The sequence below is a fragment of the Acidicapsa acidisoli genome (assembly GCF_025685625.1).
Lineage (GTDB): Bacteria > Acidobacteriota > Terriglobia > Terriglobales > Acidobacteriaceae > Acidicapsa > Acidicapsa acidisoli.
Map to the genome: position 1 here is coordinate 1,818,230 of NZ_JAGSYI010000001.1, position 22,988 is coordinate 1,841,217.

21 protein-coding genes are annotated in these 22,988 nt (G+C 57.7%); 11 read left to right on the forward strand and 10 right to left on the reverse strand.

All coding sequences use genetic code 11. From position 1 onward, the window contains the following. The first annotated feature begins 271 nt into the window (after positions 1 to 271). From OHL23_RS07280 to OHL23_RS07295, 4 genes are all read left to right on the forward strand, one after another. A complete protein-coding gene (locus OHL23_RS07280; RefSeq protein ID WP_263351125.1) occupies positions 272 to 1,267 on the forward strand; it encodes a tetratricopeptide repeat protein in 996 nt (331 codons plus the stop codon). A 14-nt stretch (positions 1,268 to 1,281) separates the two neighbouring features. Next, positions 1,282 to 1,788, forward strand: a complete 507-nt coding sequence (locus tag OHL23_RS07285) for a hypothetical protein (RefSeq protein ID WP_263351126.1) — start codon at positions 1,282 to 1,284, stop codon at positions 1,786 to 1,788. Between the two features lie 29 nt (positions 1,789 to 1,817). Then, a complete protein-coding gene (gene moaC, locus OHL23_RS07290) occupies positions 1,818 to 2,303 on the forward strand; it encodes a cyclic pyranopterin monophosphate synthase MoaC (RefSeq protein ID WP_263351127.1) in 486 nt (161 codons plus the stop codon). A gap of 91 nt (positions 2,304 to 2,394) precedes the next feature. Next, the gene (locus OHL23_RS07295) at positions 2,395 to 3,609 is read left to right on the forward strand and encodes a glycoside hydrolase family 27 protein (RefSeq protein WP_263351128.1); all 1,215 of its coding nucleotides are present in this window, start codon (positions 2,395 to 2,397) and stop codon (positions 3,607 to 3,609) included. A 61-nt stretch (positions 3,610 to 3,670) separates the two neighbouring features. Here OHL23_RS07295 and egtD read toward each other — a convergent pair whose 3' ends face one another. Beyond that, positions 3,671 to 4,693: an L-histidine N(alpha)-methyltransferase gene (gene egtD, locus OHL23_RS07300; protein WP_263351129.1), complete on the reverse strand. Its 1,023-nt coding sequence runs from the start codon at positions 4,691 to 4,693 to the stop codon at positions 3,671 to 3,673. 32 nt (positions 4,694 to 4,725) lie between these two features. Then, positions 4,726 to 6,024: an ergothioneine biosynthesis protein EgtB gene (egtB, locus tag OHL23_RS07305; protein ID WP_263351130.1), complete on the reverse strand. Its 1,299-nt coding sequence runs from the start codon at positions 6,022 to 6,024 to the stop codon at positions 4,726 to 4,728. A gap of 134 nt (positions 6,025 to 6,158) precedes the next feature. Between egtB and OHL23_RS07310 the strand changes: the two genes are divergently transcribed. After that, positions 6,159 to 6,926: a DUF5666 domain-containing protein gene (locus OHL23_RS07310; RefSeq protein ID WP_263351131.1), complete on the forward strand. Its 768-nt coding sequence runs from the start codon at positions 6,159 to 6,161 to the stop codon at positions 6,924 to 6,926. A gap of 28 nt (positions 6,927 to 6,954) precedes the next feature. Here OHL23_RS07310 and fabG read toward each other — a convergent pair whose 3' ends face one another. Then, positions 6,955 to 7,704 (reverse strand): 3-oxoacyl-[acyl-carrier-protein] reductase, encoded by a 750-nt coding sequence (gene fabG, locus OHL23_RS07315; protein WP_263351132.1) that lies wholly within the window; start codon positions 7,702 to 7,704, stop codon positions 6,955 to 6,957. Positions 7,705 to 7,808: 104 nt separating this feature from the next. Beyond that, positions 7,809 to 8,612: a YqjF family protein gene (locus tag OHL23_RS07320; RefSeq protein WP_263351133.1), complete on the reverse strand. Its 804-nt coding sequence runs from the start codon at positions 8,610 to 8,612 to the stop codon at positions 7,809 to 7,811. 210 nt (positions 8,613 to 8,822) lie between these two features. Here OHL23_RS07320 and OHL23_RS07325 point away from each other — a divergent pair, with 210 nt between their 5' ends. After that, on the forward strand, positions 8,823 to 10,424 hold the full coding sequence (locus tag OHL23_RS07325; RefSeq protein ID WP_396127324.1) for an FAD-dependent thymidylate synthase: 1,602 nt from the start codon (positions 8,823 to 8,825) through the stop codon (positions 10,422 to 10,424). A gap of 82 nt (positions 10,425 to 10,506) precedes the next feature. Here OHL23_RS07325 and OHL23_RS07330 read toward each other — a convergent pair whose 3' ends face one another. Beyond that, a complete protein-coding gene (locus OHL23_RS07330; RefSeq protein ID WP_263351134.1) occupies positions 10,507 to 11,166 on the reverse strand; it encodes a Crp/Fnr family transcriptional regulator in 660 nt (219 codons plus the stop codon). A 388-nt stretch (positions 11,167 to 11,554) separates the two neighbouring features. Here OHL23_RS07330 and OHL23_RS07335 point away from each other — a divergent pair, with 388 nt between their 5' ends. Then, the gene (locus tag OHL23_RS07335; protein ID WP_263351135.1) at positions 11,555 to 11,851 is read left to right on the forward strand and encodes an antibiotic biosynthesis monooxygenase family protein; all 297 of its coding nucleotides are present in this window, start codon (positions 11,555 to 11,557) and stop codon (positions 11,849 to 11,851) included. A gap of 72 nt (positions 11,852 to 11,923) precedes the next feature. Next, positions 11,924 to 13,366, forward strand: a complete 1,443-nt coding sequence (locus tag OHL23_RS07340; protein ID WP_263351136.1) for an aminotransferase — start codon at positions 11,924 to 11,926, stop codon at positions 13,364 to 13,366. A 14-nt stretch (positions 13,367 to 13,380) separates the two neighbouring features. On the opposite strand, the gene OHL23_RS07345 is transcribed toward OHL23_RS07340, so the two are convergent. From OHL23_RS07345 to OHL23_RS07360, 4 genes are all read right to left on the reverse strand, one after another. Further along, positions 13,381 to 14,421 (reverse strand): VWA domain-containing protein, encoded by a 1,041-nt coding sequence (locus tag OHL23_RS07345; protein WP_263351137.1) that lies wholly within the window; start codon positions 14,419 to 14,421, stop codon positions 13,381 to 13,383. 142 nt (positions 14,422 to 14,563) lie between these two features. After that, complete coding sequence (locus tag OHL23_RS07350) at positions 14,564 to 16,348, reverse strand: VWA domain-containing protein (RefSeq protein ID WP_263351138.1); 1,785 nt, start codon at positions 16,346 to 16,348, stop codon at positions 14,564 to 14,566. A gap of 1 nt (position 16,349) precedes the next feature. Further along, positions 16,350 to 17,165 (reverse strand): hypothetical protein, encoded by an 816-nt coding sequence (locus OHL23_RS07355; protein ID WP_263351139.1) that lies wholly within the window; start codon positions 17,163 to 17,165, stop codon positions 16,350 to 16,352. Continuing rightward, the gene (locus tag OHL23_RS07360; protein WP_263351140.1) at positions 17,162 to 17,728 is read right to left on the reverse strand and encodes an RNA polymerase sigma factor; all 567 of its coding nucleotides are present in this window, start codon (positions 17,726 to 17,728) and stop codon (positions 17,162 to 17,164) included. The genes OHL23_RS07355 and OHL23_RS07360 overlap by 4 nt, the downstream gene beginning before the upstream one ends. Before the next feature lie 268 nt (positions 17,729 to 17,996). On the opposite strand from OHL23_RS07360, the gene OHL23_RS07365 reads away from it, so the two are divergent. The 3 genes from OHL23_RS07365 to OHL23_RS07375 all read left to right on the forward strand — a co-directional run bounded on the left by OHL23_RS07365 (position 17,997) and on the right by OHL23_RS07375 (position 21,648). After that, positions 17,997 to 20,069 carry a DUF3857 domain-containing transglutaminase family protein gene (locus tag OHL23_RS07365; RefSeq protein WP_263351141.1) on the forward strand — a complete coding sequence of 691 codons (2,073 nt, stop codon included), beginning with the start codon at positions 17,997 to 17,999 and terminating at the stop codon, positions 20,067 to 20,069. Positions 20,070 to 20,118: 49 nt separating this feature from the next. Then, the gene (gene pncA / locus OHL23_RS07370; protein WP_263351142.1) at positions 20,119 to 20,775 is read left to right on the forward strand and encodes a bifunctional nicotinamidase/pyrazinamidase; all 657 of its coding nucleotides are present in this window, start codon (positions 20,119 to 20,121) and stop codon (positions 20,773 to 20,775) included. A gap of 102 nt (positions 20,776 to 20,877) precedes the next feature. Next, positions 20,878 to 21,648 (forward strand): Bax inhibitor-1/YccA family protein, encoded by a 771-nt coding sequence (locus OHL23_RS07375; RefSeq protein WP_263351143.1) that lies wholly within the window; start codon positions 20,878 to 20,880, stop codon positions 21,646 to 21,648. 86 nt (positions 21,649 to 21,734) lie between these two features. On the opposite strand, the gene OHL23_RS07380 is transcribed toward OHL23_RS07375, so the two are convergent. Continuing rightward, positions 21,735 to 22,964, reverse strand: coding sequence for a Gfo/Idh/MocA family protein (locus tag OHL23_RS07380; RefSeq protein WP_317891654.1), 1,230 nt, complete (start codon positions 22,962 to 22,964; stop codon positions 21,735 to 21,737). Between the last annotated feature and the right edge of the window lie 24 nt (positions 22,965 to 22,988).

The following is a 22,988-nucleotide window of genomic DNA, read 5'->3' on the forward strand; positions in this document are numbered from 1 at the left end:
TTCAATAGGCGTACATCTTCATATCAGAACCGCCTGCGATTCGCAAAGCTGAACGCTCGGCTTCCTCTGCTCCGAAGTGGAAAAACCTGTCCCAATTGCAGGAATTCTTCGGTATTCCGTCCCATGAACCAGATTAGGTACCAGTTATCCACGAATTTTTTGTTGCGGTGGTTGTTAGGGCGCCGATATCCACGGATAATCGCGGCATAATCGCCTCAGTCCACTACGACTGGGGGTGATTCAATCCCGGCCGAAGGGTGGACACCAGATCGTGAACCGTTCCTTTACCCGATTGATGACCCGCTATAGTCGCCAGGATGTTTTAAGGATTCTTCAAATCAGCTCCCGCCAGTTGCTCGGCTGGGAGCGAGCCGGGTTAATTCCCGCCGCGGAGCAGTACGGATTTCCAGAATTGTCTCAGCTGCGCATCTTGCGCAACCTGCAACATCTCCGAATAAGCCCGCGCTCCATCCGTAACTCCGTTCAGGCAATGCAGGCTGTCTCCGGCATCAGCAATCCTTTGCTCGAAGCGGCGGTCGTCCGCACCGGCGCACGCTTGGCTTTCCGCTACTCCGGCACGATGGTCGATCCTATTCGCCGCCAGTTGCTCTTCGACTTCGAGTCCGCGAACGAACTCGCCTCGGGAAGGCGTTCCGTCACCGTCTCCATGCTTCCGGCTGCCCGCATCTCGGGCAGCCGCGATCCCGAGCTGCAAAGACTTTTCCTCGACGCTGTCCAGCAGGAAGAACGAGGCCGCAAACAAGCGGCGCAGGAGATCTACGGCAGGATTTTGGCCATTGATCCTGTCTATACCGCCGCGCTCATCAACCTCGGCACCCTCCACTATCACCAGAAGCATTACGACCGCGCCGAAGAGCTCTATCGTCGCGCCACGGAATCTGACACATCTTACGTACTTGCGTTCTTTGATCTGGGCAATGTCCTCGACGAACTCGAACGCCCCGACGAGTCCATCCTCGCCTACCGCCGGGCCATCTTCCTTGCTCCGGGTTACGCCGATGCGCACTACAACCTGGCTCTCGCGTATGAGCGCAAAGGCGAACGCCGCCGAGCCCTCACGCATTGGCAGACCTACGTGCGGCTCGACAAGAGCGGTCCGTGGGCCGACCACGCCCGTGGACAGATTCGCAAGTTGCTCAACCGCGAAAAACTCACCATCGCGCACCGCTCAGCCAGCTTTCATCCGCAGCCGCGCCGCTCAGCATCTCTGCTCGAACTGGTTCCATCGCGGCCCTTATCCGCCTAAGAAGGGAGTGCCGCATGAGTATTCAGGAGACTATCGCCAACCAATATCACGCAGTCCTCAAGATGCTGGAACAGGCGATTGAGCTATGCCCGGAGCCGCTTTCGCTCTCCGCATCGGGCGCGTCTCCCAATCATTCCTGGCATATTGCTTACCACGCACTCTTCTACACGCATTTCTATTTGGCTCCGGGAGAGTCTGAATTTACGCCGTGGCCGCATCATCGTCCCGAATATAACTTCCTCGGCACGGTTCCGTGGCGTCCCAACGAGATCCATATCGCTGAGATACCGTACACGCAGGCCGAGTTGCGCGAGTATGTCGAGTTCTGCCATGGCGAGGTTGACAGGCAAACGGCAGTCCTCGATCTCGACGCACCCTCGGGTTTCCACTGGCTTCCCTTCAACAAGCTGGAATTGCAGTTCTACAATATCCGCATACCGCCCACCATGCCGGGCAGCTATCCGAGCGCCTTCGCTCCCAGGCAAATCTCGGGGTGTCGTGGGTCCGCTGACTTCCGCTAAGCTGTTAGCTGTTGTCAGCGGGAGAAAAAATGTCGGAATCCAGCGACCCCCAACTCAGCCACTTCGACGCAGCCGGCCGTGCGCGCATGGTGGACGTCAGCGAAAAATCGACGACCCGCCGCCAGGCAACTGCCTCCGCTTTTGTTCAGCTATCCGCTGAAGTCCTCGCCGCCCTCCCGGCGAATCCCAAGGGCAATCCGCTTGAAGTTGCCCGCTATGCGGGCATTCAGGCCGCCAAGCAGACTTCGGCGCTGATTCCGATGTGTCACCCGCTGCCACTTACATTTGCGGACGTCACCACCGAAATCACAACAACTGGCGTGGAAATCCAGGCGACAGTAGCCACAAGCGGCCCTACGGGTGTAGAAATGGAGGCGCTGACCGCAGCCTCCGTCGCCGCGCTCACCATCTACGACATGACCAAGGCACTGGATAAATCCATCGTTATCCGCAACATCCAACTGGAGTCCAAGTCGGGCGGCAAGAGCGGCGACTATCGGCGCGGCCAGCTCTGAAAGCGCTTCAACAGGAACTCGCAACTTGTAATTCGTGCAATTCTGTAAACATTTTCAAAATGAGGTCCCAATCTAAATGAGGTCCCAGTCGATGCACTCTCGTCTACGCTTCGTCTTACCGCTCTTCGCCCTTGCCGTTCTCTCTGCGACCACAGCTCTTGCCCAGTCCCCGGTAGCGCAAACCCCGCCGATGGGCTGGAATAGCTGGAACTTCTTTGCTGATAAAGTCACCGACAAAGACATCCGTGGCGCTGCCGATCAACTGGTCGCCACCGGTATGAAGGATGCCGGATACATCTACGTCAACATCGACGATACCTGGGAGGACAAGCGCGACGCCAACGGCGTTCTGCAAACGAACGCCAAATTCCCCAACATGAAGGCTCTCGCAGACTATGTCCACTCCAAGGGATTAAAGATAGGCATTTACTCTGGCCCCGGAAACAAAACCTGCGGCGGATATACAGCTTCTCTTGGCCACGAGGAGCAGGACGCCAAAATGTACGCGGAGTGGGGATTCGACTACCTCAAATACGATCTCTGCAGTTTCATCCCCGACGTCATGCAGAAGCAGGCTCCGAATGACAAAGCCGCGCAGATGAAGCTTATGATCGCTGCCTACGAAAAGATGGGAAAAGCTCTCAAGGACGCGACGGCAAAGACTGGCCGCCCCATCGTCTTTTCACTCTGCCAGTATGGCTGGGACTCTGTCTGGGAGTGGGCGCCCCAACTTGGTGGAAATCTCTGGCGTACAACCGGCGACATTGACCCGCATTGGGACCGGATCTACGCCATTGCCAGTCAGCAATCAGGGCTGGAGAAATACGCTGGACCCGGTCACTGGAATGATCCCGACATGTTGGAAGTCGGCAACGGCAAACTCACGCTGGCCGAAAACCGCACCCATTTCAGCTGGTGGGCGATGCTGGCCGCGCCGCTCCTTGCCGGTAACGATCTGCCTAACATGAAGCCCGCAATCAAAGCCATCCTGACCAACAAGGACGTAATTGCTATCGATCAGGATTCCTTGGGCAAGCAAGGAAAGCACGCCTATTCGGATGGCGAAGTCGAAGTCTGGACTCGTGAACTGCAAGGCGGCGCGCTGGCCATTGCTGTAATTAACGTGGGCAGCGACCGACTCTCCACGCATCCCTTCCACCTCGATCTTGCTCGAATTGGCCTCGGCAGCGAGCAGACCGGGAAGAACCTCTGGACAGGAAAGACGGTCACACTTACCAACAACGAACCGATCGAACTGCCTAGCCACGACATCCTGCTCGTCCGGCTCGATCATCCCCAATCGTAGTTCCAACGGAAACATGGGTACTCATCCCGGCACGTCTTTCGTGCCGGGATGAGCCTAACTATCAACTTCGTTTTGCCAGATACACCGCGAACCACCCGCCTGCATCGCTCCACCGGCGTTCTGGCTCAAATCCTGCATTTCGAAGCAACGCCTCAGCCTCACCCTCCCGGTATTTGTAGCTGTTCTCGGTGTGAATTGTCTCGCCACGGGCAAATTCGATCTCCATCCCCAGCGAACCAATTCGCACTGTCTGCTCCAGCAAGCTTTCAAGATGCATCTCGATTCGCGATTCCTCATGATTCCATCGAATTTTGTGCCGAAATGCCTCCAGATCAAACGCCGCACCCAACTCGCGGTTCAACCGATCCAGCATATTTCCATTGAATCTGGCCGTAACTCCAAGGGTGTCATCGTAGGCGGCAATCAATGCGTCTTCGCTTTTTCCAGCCGCAGACGCCGGGCTCGGAGCGAGGTCCACTCCCAATAGCAGACTATCTCCCGGCTCCAGCGCTGCGCGAAGCTCCTGCAGAAGCGTCGCCGCATCGTCCCGATCAAAATTCCCGATGCTCGAGCCGATAAATAGCACCAGCCGTTGCTCGCCTGTAACGCACGCCTCCAGCCGCAGTCCCCGAGTGTAGTCCGCTACGACGGGCTCAACGATCACTTCAGGCAACTCACGTTCCAGCCGCTCGCGCGCCGACTCAAGCGCCGTCGCCGAGACATCGACGGGGTAATACGCCACGATTCCCTGGTGTGCTGTCGCAGCAGCGAGGAGCAGTCGCGTTTTATCTGCCGATCCGGCGCCCAACTCCACCACGCGCAGCTGCTTTCCGTTTGCGGCGGCCGCGATCATCTCTGCCGCGCAACGCTCAAAGATGCCGCGCTCGATACGCGTCAGGTAATACTCGGGCAACCCGGTAATCTGTTCGAACAGCAACGACCCTGCTTCGTCATAAAACAGCCATGGAGGCAGCTGTTTAGGAGTCTGCGAAAGTCCCTCCCGCACAACCTCGCCCACTGCAGAATCGGGAGACGTTGACGGATACGAAGTGCAAGCCTGAACATCAGCCGAAGCGGCAGCCATAGAGTCCTTCGATGCAAGAGACGAGGTTTGCGTTACGAGGAAGCCAGCCGAATTCCTGAAAATTGCCAGCGGGTCTCGGGCGGGAAGAAATTTCGATAGCTGGAGCGAATATGTCCCGCTGGAGTAACGCACGACCCTCCGCGCAGCACCATTTGCCCGCTCATGAACTTGCCGTTGTACTCACCCAGCGAGCCCTCCAGAGGTGCAAACCCCGGATAACCCAGGTAGGCGCTCGCCGTCCACTCCCAACAATCACCCCAAAGCTGTTGCGGAAAGCTCTGCGGCAAGTCATCGAAACCAGCACCGGCTGCAGCCGGACCCAATCGGCCGCTTTCCAGCAGATTTCCCCTGTCGGGGATGACTGGCACATTCTCCGCCACAGACTCCCATTCCTCCTCGGTGGCCAGTCGCTTACCGCTCCAGCGTGCGTAAGCGTCTGCTTCGAAATAGCTTACGTGCGCTACAGGAGTGTTCGCGAGCCGGTGCAATCTCTGGTTGCCGCGCAATGTCCCAATGCTCCATTCGCCGTCCGATTTGCGCCAGTAAAGCGGGGCCTGCCAACTACACTCCTGTACCGCATCCCAGCCGGCGGAGAGCCAGAGCTCCGGCCGCTCATATCCCCGGTCTTCAATAAACTCCGCAAACTCGCCGCAGGTAATCAGCCGCGAAGCCAATTGAAACGGCTCCAGCCATACCCGATGCCGCGGCCGCTCGTTGTCGAAGCCAAAGCCACTGTTCTCACGCTGCCCAACTTCGACCAGACCGCCGTCATAACTGAGGAATTCCAGCGGAACCGTCGTCCCATTCCGGTCTTCTTCTTCCAGATCCTCATCCAGATAGGCCGGCTGCAGGGGATTGGTATAAAGGGCGTGCTTGATGTCGGTGAGCAACAGCTCCTGGTGCTGCTCCTCGTGGTTCAGGCCCAGTTCAATGCGCCGCAAAGCCTCCTCCGGAGGATCGCCACCGAGAAGCCGCCCCATTGCGTCGTCCACATACTCCCGGTAGCTCAGGATCGTTCCCAGCCCAGGCCGAGAGAACGAAGCCCGCAGGCGTTTCTCCGGGAACTCCGCAAAGCTCTGGTAGTAGCTATTGAAGAGCCAGGGGAAGTCCGGATCAAACACCCGGCAGCTCGGCAGGAACTCTTTCAGGACAAACGACTCAAAAAACCAGGCCGTGTGCGCCAAATGCCATTTCGCCGGAGAAGCCTCCGGGCAGGACTGCACCATCATGTCCTCCGGCGTCAGAGGCTCGCAAAGCTGCACGCTCCGCCGCCGCACCAGCCGGTATCGCTCGCGCAATCGCGGCGCACTCGAAATCAACGCTGCTTCCATGTCCACATCCTCTCAAAAGATGCTCTTGCTGCCTGGGCTCGCCGAACGGTCAATTCGGGATTCCTTTCAACGGCATTGTAGCTTTCGATGCAGATAAATCGTCTACCTTGGATACAGAGTGTTGGAGGGTGCAGATGCGCGTCAATTTATTTGGAACCTTAGTCGCGAGTACGGCCCTGGCGCTTACGACCACAGTCGCGGCGACAGCCCAGCAGACCGGTGCCGGACAGGGCAGCAACGGACAAGGACAGGGCTGGCGCGGGCGTGGCATGGGGTTTCCCGGCGGCGGACGCGGCGTTCTCGGCTCCGTGACTGAGGTCGCAGCCGACCACTACACCATCAAGACCGACAATGGCGAAACCTACACTGTTCACTTCAGCGTCAATACTCGCATCATGAAGGAGCCGGCAGGCCGTCGCCAGGGAGGCGGTGGTGACGCGGAAGGCGGTCAGAGGTCCACGCCTCAAGTCCTCAAGTCCACAGACATCAAGGTTGGTGACTTTATTACCGCCGGCGGGGAAGTAGATGCAGCCGCGAAGTCGATCGGCGCGGTCTTCATAGCGCAAATCGACCCGGAGCGGGCTAAGCAAATACGTGAGATGGAGGCCAACTTCGGCAAAACGTGGCTGGCTGGCCGCATCACCGCGATTGACGGAACGACCATAACGATTGAGGGCGCCATGGATCACACCCCCCACTCGATTATGGTTGACGAGAACACTTCTTTCCATCAGCGCCGCGACTCCATCACCCTCGCCGACATAAAACCCGGTGAGCAATTGCGCGCTGAGGGAGCGGTCAAAGGCGGAGCATTCCTGGCGACCACCGTCAACGCCATGGAGCCACAGAATCGCGGCGAAGGCAGTCCGCAGGCTCCCGCATCTCAACCCAAGCCCCAGTAGCAACCGGCTTTACGCGGCCGAGTTAGTCTCAGCCGCCCATGAACATGCCGCCGTTGACGTCCAATACGTGCCCGGTAATGTAGCCCGCTCCTTCAGAAGCCAGAAACACCACGGCTGGCGCCACATCCGCTTCTGTCCCCGCCCGTCCCAGCGGAATCTGCGCCATCATTGCCGAGGTCTGCTTCTCATCCAGCACTGCCGTCATCGGAGTCACAATATATCCCGGTGTAACAGCATTGACCGTGATCCCGCGCGAGGCAACCTCTCGCGCCAGCGCCCGGGTCATCCCGATCAGCCCCGCTTTGCTAGCCGCATAATTCACCTGCCCCGCCTGTCCGGTTCGCCCTACAATGCTCGAAATATTGATGATCCGGCCCCAGCGATTCTTGAGCATCGGGCGCAGCAGCGCCTGGGTGAGTAGAAAAGCCCCGGTCAGATTGGTCGACAGCACATCGTCCCAATCCTCACGCTTCATCTGCATGGCCAGCTTGTCCCGCGTGATTCCGGCATTGTTGACCAGGATCTCCACCTTGCCAAACCGTTCCAGCACAGTCTTTGCCCCGGCCTGGATCGACTCTTCACTGGCCACATCAAGCGCAAAGGCTTCGGCTTGACCGCCCGCAGCCTCAATCTCGGCTTTCACCTCCGCCAGCTTGGCCTCATTCCGCGCGGCCAGCGCCACCGTGACGCCCGTTTTTGCCAGCGCCAGCGCGCACGCCCGCCCAATACCCTGGGACGCGCCGGTAACCAGCGCAATCCGTCCTCCCAATCCGTTCATAATTCCTCGTGAAGTCTCGATATGCCTTGAATTTCAGCGCACTCTTGCAAATTATAGGGGGCAGAATCGGCGCAAACAGGAATGGAAGCTGAGACTGGATGCTTCTACTGCGCTGCCGCCACGGCTGCGGTCGCCGCAACCACCTTGGCCTGCACCAGCTCCGCAGGCCATACGTACACTGCAAGGTGGCGTGAATAGTGCAAGAGCGGAGCGGTATTCGGCAACTGAAGTCCGATTTGCGCGGCCAGATCGTTCTGACTGATCTCCGCCTCAGCTTCTTCGAGCGGCCAAGGCACATGGTGGATATCCGCCCGCATCAGCCGTCCCAGCGCGTTCCGCGTAAACAGGCAATATCTCTCCGTCAGGAAATATTCAATTGTCCCCGGCCGGGTTTGCGCCAGCTTGTGCGTCGGGCCCAATCCCCGGTAGCGCGCCGCAAAGATGACCGGTCTGCCGCTGAGCAATCTTCGACTGTAATATGAGAACTCCCGCTCCCCGCGTGGCTTGATGCTCATTTGCGCCCAGTAGTACGGCAGGTGAAAGAAACTCCGCGCAGCGATGACCGCCATCAGATTCCCCGCATCAAGGGAAAAGAAGTAAACCCCGGGCGTACCCGTTCGCCGGTCCCGCACATACGTTCGCAGATTCAGTTCAGGAAACTTTCTTGCCCCTGGGATCGGCGGCACGCCACGGACTTGAATCTTGTCCATCCAGAATGGCACCACGCCAATCCACGCGGATCCTTGAAAGACATCTGCCTCCAATCCATCGGGCAGCAGCGCCTCAACTTCCGCAATCCTCATCGGCCAGTGAGCGAAGAGCAGATCGTTCCAACGCTGCGTCATGGCCCAGCGTCCCGGCGGCAAAGGCCACGGACGATGTGACGTTTTCTCGAGAACTGCACGCATAGGTTTAAACTCTGCCCTTAATCTATTCCGCCCGATTGCGTCCATTTTGGCCTCGACCTGGAATTAGACGCCCCTGCGTTCTCTTGAATCCTAGTCGAATCCAACGCAAATTGGATGCAAAATCCTTTGCACACGCACTTCCTGCCGTCTGCACGGCCCCATGCCGTATTCTGGTCGCCGGAGAGCCCTTTGTCCACCATGTCGAGTTCCATGCCCAGTTCATCCTCCAGCGCTTCGATTTCCAGTTCCGACCTCACGGCTCACGCCCAGAACCAAACCGAGGTCTTCGCTGTCCACGGAGCCGATCCAGAAGTGCTGGCCTACGCCATGGCCAAATATTCCCGCTCCGCGCTCTCCATGCGCCAGTCGCTCCGCGAAATCAGCTCGCAGCGCGCCGAGCAGTTCCTGAACACCTTCTATTTCCAATACGGCCACCGCTCTATCGCCGACCTGGCCCACGTCGCCTTTGCCATCGAGCGTCTTTCTCTGCTGGCCGCCATTGTTCTCGTCGACGAACAGCGATGGGACGGTCAGGAGCGCTCCACCCGGTATCAGAACTTTATGAAATCGGGCTGGTACCTGCCAGACTTCGGCCAGGAAGCGGAAATCCGGCAACTCTATACCAAGACTGTCGAAGACCTGTTCTCTGCATATGCAAGCACATCTTCGGCGGTCTTCGAGGCCCTCAAATCCCGCGTAGCATGCCCTGCCGAAATGAAGCAGGACGCGTACGAACGCACCCTTAAGGCCCGTGCATTCGACGTAGCACGCTATTTGCTTCCGCTGGCCACTAACACGTCACTCGGCCAGATCGTCAACGCACGCACGCTGGAAACGCAAGTCTCGCGGCTGCTCTCCCACCCCGCCGCCGAGGTTCGCGACCTCGGCAACAAGCTGCGCGAAGCCGCCACCGGTCCGGCCTGGAACCTCGCAGCCGAGGCCAACGCTGATCTCCAGGCCAAAATCGCAGCCCTCGACCCTGATTTAGCCTTGGAATCCGAAATCCTTCTCACTCGCGAGGTTCGAACCGCGCCCACTCTGGTCAAATACGCTCAGCCCGACCTGTATGCCCCTCGCACCGGAGGCGATCTCAATAAGGCCAACGCCGAGCTTTTCGCCAACATCCCCGTCGCTCTGGCTCCGCTCGTGGATCTTGTCGAGCGCACCGAAAGCCTCGAAGTGGAACTGGCCGCAACCCTGCTATATTCCGTCGGCCATCATCCCTACCGGCAGATCCGCGACCTGGTCGCCAGCCTGCCGGAAGCCCGCACTGCCGAAATCATCGAAATCGGCCTCCAGCATCGCGGCCGCCATGATGAACTCCTGCGCGCCTTCCACGCTGGAGCCGCTCTGCGTTTCGACATCCTAATGGATATCGGCGGCTTTCGCGACATGCACCGGCACCGCCGCTGCACTCAGATCATCCAGGAGTTCACCCACCTCCACGGCTACGAAACACCCCACTCCGGTGACGCCGCAGGGTTGGCCGAGGCTGGAATTCTGGCGGAATATCAGGCATCCATCGAAGCGGCCTTCGCCGCAAGCCGGAAGATCGCGGCCAGCAATGCACCGGAAGCCGCTCAGTCCGCTCTGTATGTGTTGCCGCTGGCTACCAGGATTCGCGCTCTTTTCAAGATGGACTTCGCCGAAGCCGTCTATATCTCAGAGTTACGCTCAGGGCCAGCCGGCCACTTTAGTTATCGCAAAGTGGCATGGGAAATGTATCTGGCTGTCCAGCGCCAGCATCCGTCCCTGGCTAAGTACTTCCGGGTAACTGATTTCAACGAACCAATCGACATACTTAAGCGATAACTTCTGCGAAAGTAAAGGGCGCGAATTCCAGTCAGGAGTCGCGCCCGAAAAATAAATCAAATGTAACTCGCGAGAGTGGAAGTTACTGCAGCGGCACAACCGAGAGCAGCGAGCTATTAACATGGATGCGATTGAGCCCGCTGTATTCAATGAATCCCAGCTTGCGGAAGCGGTTCATGAAGAAGCTCACGCGAGACCGTGTAGTGCCCACCATGTCGGCAAGGGTAGCCTGGCTGATTCTGGGCAGCGGTGCAAGTGGCATGTCTTCTCTGCCGGTCTGCGAAAGAAGGAGCAGGGTACGCGCAAGCCGTTTTTCGCTGGAGTTGAATAACTGGTCCACGAGGTCTGACTGAATGCGAGTGTTTCGGGACAGAAGGTACTTGATGAACACGCGCGACATAGCCGGCTGCTCTGTCAAGGTACGCACCATCTCCTGCCGGCGGATGCGAAGCAATGTGCATGGAGTAAGCGCCTTCGAAGAAGAAGTACGCGTCGGCTGGTCAGAGGTGATGCACTCTTCGCCAACAAAGTGACCCGCGCCAAGAATGGCAATCGTAGCCTCTTTGCCTGCCGGAGACACTACCGTCAACTTCACCTTGCCCTTCTGAATATAGAAGACCGTGTCGCCCGGTTCTCCTTGCGAAAAAATCCCTTCGTTCTTCCTGACCTGAAGAATAGTCTTACCGAATCCTCCTCGGGACAGATACTCATGGGGATCGAAGACTTCATTTGTGACAGCCATAACCACAACCTTTCTGGGGTAATTCCAAGGATTTGTACCGAGCATAAAGGCGCTCGTGTTTGTATTGGACGGCAGTACGCATCACCGGGTTGTCTGTTGATGGATTAAGTTCGAAGATACTTTATAAGTAGCAGATTCTAGATGAGTTGAAGCCATTCGAATGAGCACGCGCAAAGTCGCCAAGATAGGACTTAATGAGTCGCAAGAAGGTCAATTCTTGCATTGATAAAAGGCTAGTACTTGCTGCAAATTTCGATGCCTTCTCCCAATGCTGGGTTGTCTCAAATGATACAAATCCAACAAATATTTGAGCGCCGCCCGGTTGGAAGCTTACTGTCCCTGTCTGCCCGCTCAATTTGCGATGCGATAATTTCAAGGAGAGACCATCATGTTCGTGATTCTGTGGCAATTCGACATCGCGGAAGAAAACGTGCCCGGCTTTGAAGCGGCCTACGGCCCCGGCGGCTCATGGGCTGCACTCTTCGGCCGTTCCGCTGAGTACCTTGGCACCGAATTTTTCAAGGATGCCTACGTCCCCGGACGCTACGTGACCCTCGATCGGTGGAGCAGTGAAGAAGCCTTCCGCGCCTTCCGCGCCCAGAACGATCCCGACTACGAAGCTCTCGATCGGGCCTGTGACCCCCTCACTCAGTCGGAAACCCGCATTGGCGCGTTCCTGGCGTAGCCAGCCGCATTTCAGCAATCACCCGTAATGTAAGCTGGTAGGCATCCGACTTCGACGCCCGCGAGGAAGACCATGCCCGCCGCCAACTCATTTCCAGCCTACGAACTCGATAAGCCCGGTCTTGAGCAGATGGACCGTGCATCCGTCCTGCATCCGGCCACCAGCATCGCCGACTTCGCCTCCGGCAAGGCGCCCTCCACCATCGTGGACACGGCCAACGGCGTTCGCGTTCGCGATACCGATGGTCACGAGTTGATCGATGCGTTTGCCGGCCTCTACTGCGTCAACATTGGTTACGGACGCACCGAAGTGGCCGACGCAATTGCCCGCCAGGCCCACAAACTCGCCTACTTTCACACCTACGCGGGCCACTCCACGGAAGAGTTGATTCGGCTCTCCGACCGTTTGGTGAAGATGGCTCCGGCTTCCAGCGGAGGCGGCAATTTCAGGCGTGTTTTCTATGGCACTTCTGGCTCCGACGCCAACGAAACTCAGGCCAAACTCGTGTGGTACTACCACAACCTCATCGGCAAACCAAAGAAGAAGCGCATCATCGCCCGCGAACGCGCTTATCACGGCAACACCGTCATGGCGGGTTCCATGACGGGACTGAGCCTCTACCACGACTTCATGGATCTGCCGGTTCCAGCAATCTTGCGCACCGCCGCGCCGCACCATTACTGGGGCGCTGAGCCCGGGGAGTCAGAAGAAGACTTCTCCGCCCGCCGCGCAGCTGAACTGGAAGCCCTGATCCTTCGCGAAGACCCCGAAACCATTGGAGGCTTCATCGGCGAGCCCGTCCTTGGCACAGGCGGCCTCGTTCCACCACCCATGGGCTACTGGCAGGCGATCCAGGCCGTCCTGCGCAAGTACGAAATTCTGCTCATTGCCGACGAAGTCATCACCGGTTTCGGCCGCACGGGCCGGATGTTCGGCTCGCAGCTCTATGAGATCCAGCCCGACCTGATCACCATCGCCAAGGGATTGACCTCCGCTTACGCCCCGCTCAGCGGAGTCCTCGTCGGTGAGCGCGTCTTCCTGGCCATGGAAGCAGGCTCCGCCGAAGCCGGCATCTTCCCGCACGGCTACACATACACAGGCCATCCCATCGGCGTAGCTGCGGCAAACGCCAACCTCGACATTCTTGAACGCGAAAACCTCACCGCCAACGCAGTCGAAGTGGGCGCCTACATGCTCGAGCGCCTCCACGATGCTTTCGACAGACTGCCTATCACCGGCGAAGTGCGTGGTGTCGGCCTCATGCTCGCGGTGGAATTTGTCGCCGATCCCGCGACAAAGAAGCGCCTCGACCCAGCTCTCAAAGTCGCCTACCGCATTTCCACGCTGGCCCGCGAAAAGGGTCTTATCACCCGCGCCATGCCCCAGAGCGATGCCATCGGCTTCGCTCCGCCGTTGATCCTGACTCGCGGCGATGCCGACAAGATCGTCGAGATCGCAGCAGCTTCAACCCGCCTGGTCATCGACGAACTGACCCGTGAGGGTGTGTTCTCGTAAGTCGGTCGCACGCCTCACGGTTCGCCGTAGTACCCGCTCCTGGTTTGAACCGTGAGCCCAGGCTTGTCCAGTGTGATCTTTAGCGAATGATATTCGTCGGCATGTGTCTCCGATGGCGCGGCGACAGCCAGAGAGTAGAAGTCCTCAGCCTTAGCGACACGGTTTGCAATCTCTTGCCACATATCTTTGTCGCTGAAGTTGATAACGTTGCCCCCGCTTTGCGTGGCCAGCACTTGAAGGGCAAGATCGGCAGCCATCGCTCGCCGCGCGTCGGGTACGCCTTTGAGGTAGCCCCTGTAGTAATTCCACCGCAGCATGTCCGCGCCTGGGGTCCGAACTGGATCGAGGCTATAAAGCACAATACGGGCTTCGCGGAGCCCGTTCGACATTGCCACAATCGCGTTGAAAAAGGTTTGCAATTCCCTGCTGCTTGGGTAGTTCTGCGTACCTACGAGCAGCGGCCAGCCTGGACTGATCCAAAAAACCAATTTTCTGCCCGGCACTCTGGCTTCAGCCTGAGCCAAATTGCCCAGCGTGCCCAATGACAATTGCAACCGCTCCACGGCTCCCCAGAAAGCCTCCGAGCGGCGAATGGGGTGCAGGTTGCTTCCTGCTTTTTCCAGCGCTGCCGCCAGCGCATTTCCGTCCCGGGATGGCTCGGCTATCCGTTCGACTCCGTTGCCGTTGAATGCCAGGAGTTCCACTGGATACGCCAGCTTTCCGCCATCCTGACGAAGAAACTTTCCTACCTGATCGCGCGCGTAGGCTACATCCGGAAGCGAGCTATTCACCGTGTCGAATAGGACCACAACTTCCGTATCTCCGGCGGTCGCGGCATCGGTCTCCCGGCTGCGGGATTCGCGAAAGGCCTGAATCGCCGTCATCTTGCCGTTGTCGAGAACGGTGAAGTCCTGCGCTGTTAGATTCGGAACCGCCTTTCCATCAGCGTCCGTAACCATTACATCCAGGTCGATCTGCCGGTTGGTTCCCTTCTGCGCCTCGCTTGTCGCCTGGGCCACTGCAGAAGGGAAAGAGCCGGCAATTGCAAGGGCCAAAACGAAGCATCTCGCCGTCAACAAATTACGTGCGATTGAGTTCATGGTAAAACCCCCGGTGTCACTTTGTTCGCGAACCTTCGGATGGGAGTTATCTTACATCGGATAGTCCGTGAGAGTCTGGTGTTAACGACCTAGGAAGTTATGGTTCGTCGTAGTAGCCGTGGCGTGTGCGGACGATAAGCCCCGGCTTGTTCACGGTAATCTTCAGTGTGTGAAACTCGTCCAGACGTTCCGCGGGAGGCGCATCGAATGTGACGAAATAGTCGGCTTCGGCTCCCGTGATAGTCTTGGCGATCACTCCGGAAAGGTAATCGTTCGTAGAGTCCACTGCCTGGCCGCCACTCTGCACTGCAAGCACCTGTAGCGAGAGGTCTCCCGTCCCGGCCTTACCCGGCTGTGTCACCCCATTGAGATGGATTTTGTACCGGTCCCAGACCGTTGACGCCAAGCCTCCCGAGTGGTCGGGTTTGATGCAGTACATTTGAATCCGTGCTTGTCGCAGCCCGGTGGAGAGGGCAACAATGCCGGCAAACATCGCTTTTCGGGTTTCAAAAAGTGGCGCCAGATCGCGATAGCGCTGTATGTCGATCATCCAGTCATCATCGATGCTTACAGTATCCCAACCGGGGCTGATCCAAATTAGCATTTTCCTGCCGGGCTTTGTCGCTTCCTCCACGGCCAGCGAGCCGAGCGCAGCAAGCGACATCTGAGCGCGCGGCAACACGCCGACGAATCCCGAGGATCTTCGAATCGGACGCTTGCCAGTCCCGGCCTTTTCCAGAGTGGCTGCCAACGCTTTTCCGTCCTGCGAGGCCGGTGCCAGTCTCTCTGCGTCCTTGCCATCGACGATGAAGAGTGAGACCGGGTGGGTGAGGCGTCCGTCGTCCATTTTGAGAAAGGTTTCAACCTCATCCCGGATATAGGCAAAACCGAGGAGTGGCTCGTTGATTGTGTCGATCACGATCATGACCTCGGTGGGAGGGTCCGTCGTATCGCCCGGTTTTGCGGCGGTACGGCGCATCTCGTGAAAGCCAAGTATCTTTCTCGGCTGTCCATTGTCTAGGAGCGTGAAATTGTCCGCACTCAACCCAGTGATGGGCCTGCCCGCCGCGTCGCTCACTGTGAGGTCTATCCCGAGTTCGCGGCCGGTGCGGCCTGACGACCCGCTCGCCGAATGCGAAGCGGCAATCAACTGCTGGGCGCGCTGCCGCAACGCCAGATTGGATTGGATACTCGTCGCCTCACCGGCAGAAGGATTCGCAACCTCAGCCAACATCTCCTGCGCTGCCTTCGAGGAGCTTTGCGTCAGCACAAAGAGCGCGTGTTCCTTGAATATCTCCGATTGCCCGCCTGACAATATCCGCCTAATCTGCGGCAGAGCCCTGGCTTCGTCCTGATGCATCAGGGCGTTCAGTGCAAGCAGCTTCAGATTCTCATCCTTCTCATTCATTGGATCGACAGGCTGCCCGCTCCTGCTGCGAATCTCAATCTCCATCGCGTCGCAGTCATCAATCCACTTGCTCTTTGGATAGCCCTTGCGCAGCTGCTCACAGGTTTTCAGCGCGACTTCGCTCTTGCCCCCTTTGCTTTGCGCATACGCCTTCCAGTAGAGCGCGCCCTCCGCATGTTCTCCGGGGCGCTGCGCAATCTTGTCGAAGATCGCCTCAGCATCCGCCCAACGGCCCTCCTGGATCGCCTGAGTGCCCCTGCCATAGAAACTCTCATCGTTGCCGTCAGCACTCGCGGATATTTCATCTAAAACAGGCTGAATAACAGGTCGCTCTACCGCTTCAGATCCGGGAGAAAGGAGCAACTGTTGTCCGAACAACAGCGGTTGATCCATCGTGAAAGCAGTCGCTATCGAAAGCCCCGCGACCATAGTTGCATTGAAAAAAGCCGTGCGAAATCGTAATGAGTCCCTCATGTTAGATCATCCCATTCTTTCGCGCATCGCTGTCATTGGTTTGTCCCGCGTCCACCTTCGACCGCAGTACGCGAATCTCGAAAAGCAGCCCAGCGGTATGCAGTTGCTTGCGCAGCCGCATGATCGCCGCACGATTCAGATCGTCCGGCTGATTGGCTAACTCCACCAGCACGGGCTCCAGATCGTTGAGAATTGCCTCGAGCGAAGAGTCTTGGGCCTGAGCGCCGTCCTTCGCTGAACTCCCACGCTCCGCGCTCTGCCGGTAAAGGCGGTTCTCTGTCAACAGTTCACGAGCCGTCGCCTGCAGGCTATGATCCGCAGCAGCCTGATCCGGATCATTCAGCTCGGCGAGCAACCGTTGCGAACGGTCCAGATGATCGCTCACTACAAACAGAATGATTCGCTGTCCTGCCTGCGTGTTGTTTGTCGCTGCAAGCTGCGGCATCTGCTTTTGCTCCCACAAACGCCCTGAATAAAAGGCCGCGAACGCGATCGCACTCAATACAACCACAGCGCCCGCAAACCCAAGCCCAGGACGAAGATTCCAATGCGTTCGCCATGGCCAGAGACGCCGTGGGCTCGGAGTCTGAAGATACGGAGTCAGCAACGGCCGTATTGCGTGCCACACCTCATCGCCATATTCGTCGCTCCGCTCCGACTCGCAATCGTTCAGGCGTATCTCGGCCATGTCGCGAGCCAGTTCTCGTCCCATGGCCACGCACTCGGCGCACTCGGCGAGATGCTCTTGTACCGCTCGCTGGTCCGCGCTCTCGCCGTAGAAATACTCAATCAACTCCGGTTCCGTAATATGTTTCATATCTTTCCTCGCAATGGCGCCAAGCGCCGCCGCAGCTTCTGTACTGAGCGAAAGACAGCCTGTTTCACCGCATTCGGAGCCATGCCCAGCGCCTCCGCAATCTCACTCGTTGAGTGATCTTCAACATGCCGCAGCAGAAATGCCGTCCGCTCAAGCGAAGTAAGCGCATGCATCGCAAACGCTTGCTGGGTTGCCATTTCCTTGCTCAGCAACAATCGTTCCGGCCCCGCATCGAGATCTGGCAACCGCTCCTGAATCCATTCCGCATCCTCAGTCGTATCTTGACTCTCGTCTGGCCCGCGGTGCCCGATCCGGTCAAATGCGCAGTTCACTGCGATGCGATAGATCCACGTCCCGAAGCCAGCCTTGAAGCGAAATGAAGGCAGCTTCTGATAGCCCCGCAAAAAGGCCTCCTGCACTACTTCATCCGCATCTGCTTCGTTGCCTGTGATACGAAGCGCTACGCGTAGCAGCGTTGGACTGTGACGAACCACCAGCCCGCGATAGGCTTCGGTGTCTCCGGAAAGGACAGCCCGGATCGCGCTGTGCTCGTTCAAGTCCATTCAGCGCATTAGACAGCATTTTAGGAGCAGCAGTTAGGAGAAGTTGAGAGAGATTCGTAATCCCGCGGCCGTGCGGCCTAACTCAGTACTTTCGTTGGCAAGAATCTGCCAACCGGCAGGCCGAGTCTGGACCGCGTAAGGCAGGCGTTCCCAACCAGCCGCCCGTATGCTAGCATGGCAGACGCGGTCCAGCGCCAGTTATAAGTAGTGTTTCTCTAACTCTGCGCGGCAGTGTCTGCGAGCCCACATGCGTCATAAGGATAAATTCATGCGAACGCCTATCGTAATTGCAACAATCGCAATGACCCTCACCGCGCTTTCTCATCCACAGTTAGTGAGCGCGCAGAAGTTCCAGGAGCCAACCAAGGAAGAACTGCAGATGACTTCCGATCCAAAGTCTCCTGGTGCTCCTGCTGTTTATCTCTATCGAGAAGAGGTAACTGATAACAACAGTCACTACGTCAGCAGTTATGCTCGCATTAAGGTGCTCACGGAGCTAGGCAAGGAATGGGCGACCGTCGAAGTTCCCTATACTCCCGGGTACAGCGCTCCACCCATCATTGAGGGCCGCACGATTCATGCTGACGGAACAGTCATTCCTCTAGTTGGCAAGGGCGCCGATCTGCTGGCGTTCAGGACAAACAGCGATCAAGAGAAGGTCGCAGTTTTCAATCTGCCAAGTGTTGAGGTCGGCAGCATCCTCGAATACAAGTGGACTGTTCCCCTCACCGGAAGTGGCAGAGTGGGTTCGGTCTTGCAGGAGGATGAAGGCAACATCTCCTCGGAACTCGCCAGCAGCGTCCCGGAATGGGAGGTCCAAACCAGACTCTTCGTGCACAAGGAACACTTCTACTACAACCCCAAGACCGGCCTTGAGAATGGTGTCGGCGGCAATCAGAGTATTTCTCACTATACGGACGGAGAACTGGCCAGCTATCTCTTGTATACCCAACGTTTGCCGCCAGGAGTGCAGGTTGCCAAGAGCCCCAAAGACGATTACTCGCTTGACATTCAGAATGTTCCGCCAAAGCAGAAGGCATCCAATGCGCCTCCTGTCGAAAGCCTGCAATACCGGGTTCGCTTTTTCTATACCCCTTATCTGAGTGCCGATCTGTACTGGGAAAATGAGGAAAAGCGCTGGTCAAAGCAGGTAGATGACTTCGCCAGCCAAAGCCAGACAATCCGCGACGCCGCAGCGCAAATTACCACAGGAGCAACAACGCCCGATGCCAAGGCACGCAAGATCTATGATGCCGTGCAGGCACTGGAGAATACCGATTTCACCCGCACTAAGTCGGATGCCGAGCGCACGAGGCTACACCTTAAACGCGAACTGAAAAAATCTGAGGATGTCTGGAAGGAAAAGAGCGGCTCAAGCAACGACATCGCCGCGCTTTATCTCGCTCTTACTCGCGCCGCGGGTCTCGATGCCCGGGGCGTTCAGGCAGCGGACCGCAACCTGCGTATATTCGATCCCAATCTTCTTTCTCTGGGGCAGCTTGACTCCCTGCTCGTCGTCTTGCGTGTTGACGGCAAAGAGGTCTTCCTCGATCCCGGCGAAAAGCTCTGTCCATATGGTTCTCTGCACTGGCATCACACGTTGGCTGGCAGTTTGTTACAGGACAACAAAACTCCTATATTTACCCCGCCCAACCTTGCCAAAGACGCTGTCACGACACATAGCGCCGACCTCACCATTGCCCCAAACGGAACCATCAGCGGAACCATCAAAGTCGTGATGAATGGCCCGGAAGCCCTGCGCTGGCGGCAGCTCAACCTCATCAGTGATCCGGCCGAGGTGCAAAAGCAGTTCGACGAAGCTCTCCGGCAACAGCTGCCGCAGGGCATCTCTGCCCAGGTCGACCACTTTCAGGGGCTCGACTCCTATAGCAGCGACCTTCTTGCCGTCGTCAATGTTTCCGGTCATCTAGGAAGCGTAACCGGCAAGAGAATTCTCTTACCCGCCTTCTTTTTCTCCGTAGCTGCCCGTAATGACTTCACTGCCGAGACAAGCCGCACCGTGCCTGTCGACCTGCATTATGCCGAACAGGTGATCGACGTCGTCGAATACCGCCTCCCTGCGGGCTTTACGGTCGAGAGTGCACCCACGCCGACGCAGTTTGCATGGCCAGGCCACGCCGCCCTCGTGACAAACAGTGCTCCCGCATCCATGACCCCAAACGCACCGGGCTCGATTGGCATTAAGCACATCTACGCTCGCGCCTTTGTCCTACTCGACGCCAAGGAGTACCCCGCGCTGCATGACTTCTACCAAAAGCTGGCGACCAACGATCAGGCGCAACTCGTATTGACGGCGATGCCCACCTCCGCAGGTAACTGAATCGTCGTCCGAGTAAACTGACTATAAGGAAGCAGGTGCGAGAATCTCAATGACCAGGCCGGACGCCGAGATCGTACGAAACGATGACCTTCTGCTCGTTATCGACGTTCAGCGCGACTTCTGCTCCCGCGGTAGACTTGCCGTTCCAGACGGCGACGCCGTCGTTCCCTTGATCAACAGGCTCGCCGCGCACTTCAAGCACATTGTCCTAACGCAGGACTGGCATCCGGCCGGCCACACCTCATTCGCCTCCAGTCATCGGGAAGCCAAACCATACGATCAGATAGAACTCGCCTACGGGCCGCAAACCCTCTGGCCTGACCACTGCATCCAGCAAACCCCCGGTGCGGAATTCCATCCAGCTCTCGACAGCATCGTCTTCCAGCGCGCTGAACTCATCCTCCGCAAAGGCTTCCACAGGAAAATCGACTCTTACTCCGCCTTCGTCGAAAACGACAAGCAGACCACCACCGGCCTCGCGGGTTACCTCCGCGAACGAGGCTTCCGCCGCATCTTCCTCGCTGGTCTCGCCTACGACTACTGTGTCCGCTTTTCAGCCGTCGATGCTGTCCGAGCCGATTTTGAGGCGGTTGTCATCCAGGACGCATGTCACTCAATCGGTCCGGAAGGCGAGACAGAGCGTGAATTTGCACAGGTTGGCGTAAAGCAGATGCAGTCAAGAGAGATTCTTGATACTCGCGAATGAAACTCTTGCTCTCAGCGCGGGTCTAAAATTGACATAAGGCCAAAATTTCGGGAGACGGCTCATCAATCCACCGGAAATCTGGCCAGCAGCAGGGAGAAAACAATGCCACTGATGAAGACATCCAACCCAGCACTTGGTGCAAGAACATTTCAAGATCTTTCCGGCAGCCGATATGGCGGCTTCATCGGCACCGAAGCCCGAATGACGCTCAACGGCACCGTGAACAAGACCGGTATTCTGCTCGTCTGCGCCATCGTCACCGCTGGCTGGACCTGGTTTCAGTTCATGGAGACGGGCAATCCCGCCTCCGTTGCCCCGTGGATGATGATCGGCCTGATCGGCGGTCTTATCTGCGCCATGATCACCATCTTCAAAAAGGAGTGGTCGCCGGTCACCGCGCCAGCCTATGCCCTCTTGGAGGGGCTGGTTCTCGGCGGCATCTCAGCGGTCTTTGAGCTGCGCTACCCCGGCATCGCGATTCAGGCCGTCGGCCTCACCTTCGGCACCCTCTTCGTCCTGCTCTTCGCCTATCGATCTGGCCTTATTCGAGTTACAGACAAGCTCCGCCTCGGGATCGTCGCCGCCACGGGTGGAATTGCAATCTTTTACCTGCTTGAGATGGTGCTGGGCTTCTTTGGCGTCCACTTCACCACCATCAATGGCTCCGGAGTCATCGGCATCGGATTCAGCCTCCTGGTAGTCGGCATCGCCGCCCTCAACCTCGTGCTCGACTTCGACTTCATCGAAAAAGGCGTGCAATACGGCGCTCCCAAGTACATGGAGTGGTACGGGGCCTTCGGCATCATGGTCACCCTGGTTTGGCTCTACCTCGAGATGCTTCGCTTGCTCTCCAAGTTAAACCGTAGGAACTAGCCGCAGAATTACAGGCTTTACGACGAAGGCCCTTGTCGTTTCCAGCAAGGGCTTTTGTCACTGACTAAAGCAAGCGAACAGCCATCTCAGGCTCCTGCCTTGAGCGGCCAGCTGACCTGTCCATTGCGATGGTAGGCCAGGTTCCCAATATGGCCAGCTCGCGCCGCAGCTACTCCCGCTTCTACCGGCGCATTGGGCTCCTTGCGTGACTTCACGCATTGGAAGAAATTCTCCATGTGCGAAATCGTCCCGTCGCGAAAGCTTTGCTCGGTAAGAATTGGATTTTCCTTTCCCTGAACGCGCTCGCGATATAGACTCATGCCGCTGCGCGTCAGCTTCAGCGTTGCCTCGGTTCCGCGAAATTCAAGTCCGCCATCATCGACAGAAGAAGCCATCATCCCCTCGTAGACCACATCGAATCCCGGATACCGGAAAGCCGCCTGAATCGTATCCGGGCAGTCCCATTGGTCGAAGAAATACTTGTCTCCCAGCATGTATGCGTTGCTCGGCTCGTCCGTCTTCATCGCCCAGTGGACGACATCAATCCAATGCGCAAACAGATCGGTCATCGCGCCGCCGCCAAAGTTCCAGAACCACCGCCAGTGGAAGAACTTTTCCTTCGTGAATGGCTGGTCCGGAGCAGAACCGAGCCACGCCTTCCAATCCAGTTTGTCAACGTCGACTGGCCTGTCCGACGAGGTCCACGAAGGTTCCTTGGAAAAATGATTCTGATAGTTCTGGAACCAGTATGTCCTCACCTGCACCACGCGCCCGAGGCTGCCGGCCTGAATCAAATCCACTGCATTCTGAAAATGACTCCAACTGCGCTGCTGCATGCCGCACTGCAGAATCTGTTTGCTCGATCGGACTGCATGCGTCAGCGTCGCACCCTCTTCGATCGTGTGCGTCACCGGCTTTTCGAGATACACATCCTTGCCCGCCGCAAGTGCTTCCACCGCGATGCGAACATGCCAGTGATCTGGCGCGGCAATCAACACCGCATCCACGTCTTTGTCCAACACCGCGCGGTAATCCACATGCGCCGCAGCCACGCCGTTGGAACGCTCCACTACGGCGTCACAATGCGGCTTATACACATCGCTTACTGCTACAAACTGGCACGGTCCAACTCTCTCCGCGCAGTCGAGCAAAGTTCGCATCCGCCCTCCTGCTCCAATTACGCCAATGCGCAGGGTATCGTTTGCACCGAACACTCTGGTTGAGGCAAGCGCAGTCACTCCGCTTGCAATAAGAAAGCTCCGCCGATTTGTCTGATAAGTCATCGCTCTCCTGTTCGTTTCTTCCCCGCGGATCATTATCCACGCCAACAAGCGAGCCTG

Bases quoted from the DNA above. Each gene is read 5' to 3' on its own strand.
- OHL23_RS07285 (WP_263351126.1), top strand. From the start codon at position 1,282: ATGAGTATTCAGGAGACTATCGCCAACCAATATCACGCAGTCCTCAAG.
- moaC (WP_263351127.1), top strand. From the start codon at position 1,818: ATGTCGGAATCCAGCGACCCCCAACTCAGCCACTTCGACGCAGCCGGC.
- OHL23_RS07295 (WP_263351128.1), top strand. From the start codon at position 2,395: ATGCACTCTCGTCTACGCTTCGTCTTACCGCTCTTCGCCCTTGCCGTT.
- egtD (WP_263351129.1), bottom strand. From the start codon at position 4,693: ATGGCTGCCGCTTCGGCTGATGTTCAGGCTTGCACTTCGTATCCGTCA.
- egtB (WP_263351130.1), bottom strand. From the start codon at position 6,024: ATGGAAGCAGCGTTGATTTCGAGTGCGCCGCGATTGCGCGAGCGATAC.
- OHL23_RS07310 (WP_263351131.1), top strand. From the start codon at position 6,159: ATGCGCGTCAATTTATTTGGAACCTTAGTCGCGAGTACGGCCCTGGCG.
- fabG (WP_263351132.1), bottom strand. From the start codon at position 7,704: ATGAACGGATTGGGAGGACGGATTGCGCTGGTTACCGGCGCGTCCCAG.
- OHL23_RS07320 (WP_263351133.1), bottom strand. From the start codon at position 8,612: ATGCGTGCAGTTCTCGAGAAAACGTCACATCGTCCGTGGCCTTTGCCG.
- OHL23_RS07325 (WP_396127324.1), top strand. From the start codon at position 8,823: ATGCCCAGTTCATCCTCCAGCGCTTCGATTTCCAGTTCCGACCTCACG.
- OHL23_RS07330 (WP_263351134.1), bottom strand. From the start codon at position 11,166: ATGGCTGTCACAAATGAAGTCTTCGATCCCCATGAGTATCTGTCCCGA.
- OHL23_RS07335 (WP_263351135.1), top strand. From the start codon at position 11,555: ATGTTCGTGATTCTGTGGCAATTCGACATCGCGGAAGAAAACGTGCCC.
- OHL23_RS07340 (WP_263351136.1), top strand. From the start codon at position 11,924: ATGCCCGCCGCCAACTCATTTCCAGCCTACGAACTCGATAAGCCCGGT.
- OHL23_RS07350 (WP_263351138.1), bottom strand. From the start codon at position 16,348: ATGAGGGACTCATTACGATTTCGCACGGCTTTTTTCAATGCAACTATG.
- OHL23_RS07355 (WP_263351139.1), bottom strand. From the start codon at position 17,165: ATGAAACATATTACGGAACCGGAGTTGATTGAGTATTTCTACGGCGAG.
- OHL23_RS07360 (WP_263351140.1), bottom strand. From the start codon at position 17,728: ATGGACTTGAACGAGCACAGCGCGATCCGGGCTGTCCTTTCCGGAGAC.
- OHL23_RS07365 (WP_263351141.1), top strand. From the start codon at position 17,997: ATGCGAACGCCTATCGTAATTGCAACAATCGCAATGACCCTCACCGCG.
- pncA (WP_263351142.1), top strand. From the start codon at position 20,119: ATGACCAGGCCGGACGCCGAGATCGTACGAAACGATGACCTTCTGCTC.
- OHL23_RS07375 (WP_263351143.1), top strand. From the start codon at position 20,878: ATGCCACTGATGAAGACATCCAACCCAGCACTTGGTGCAAGAACATTT.
- OHL23_RS07380 (WP_317891654.1), bottom strand. From the start codon at position 22,964: ATGATCCGCGGGGAAGAAACGAACAGGAGAGCGATGACTTATCAGACA.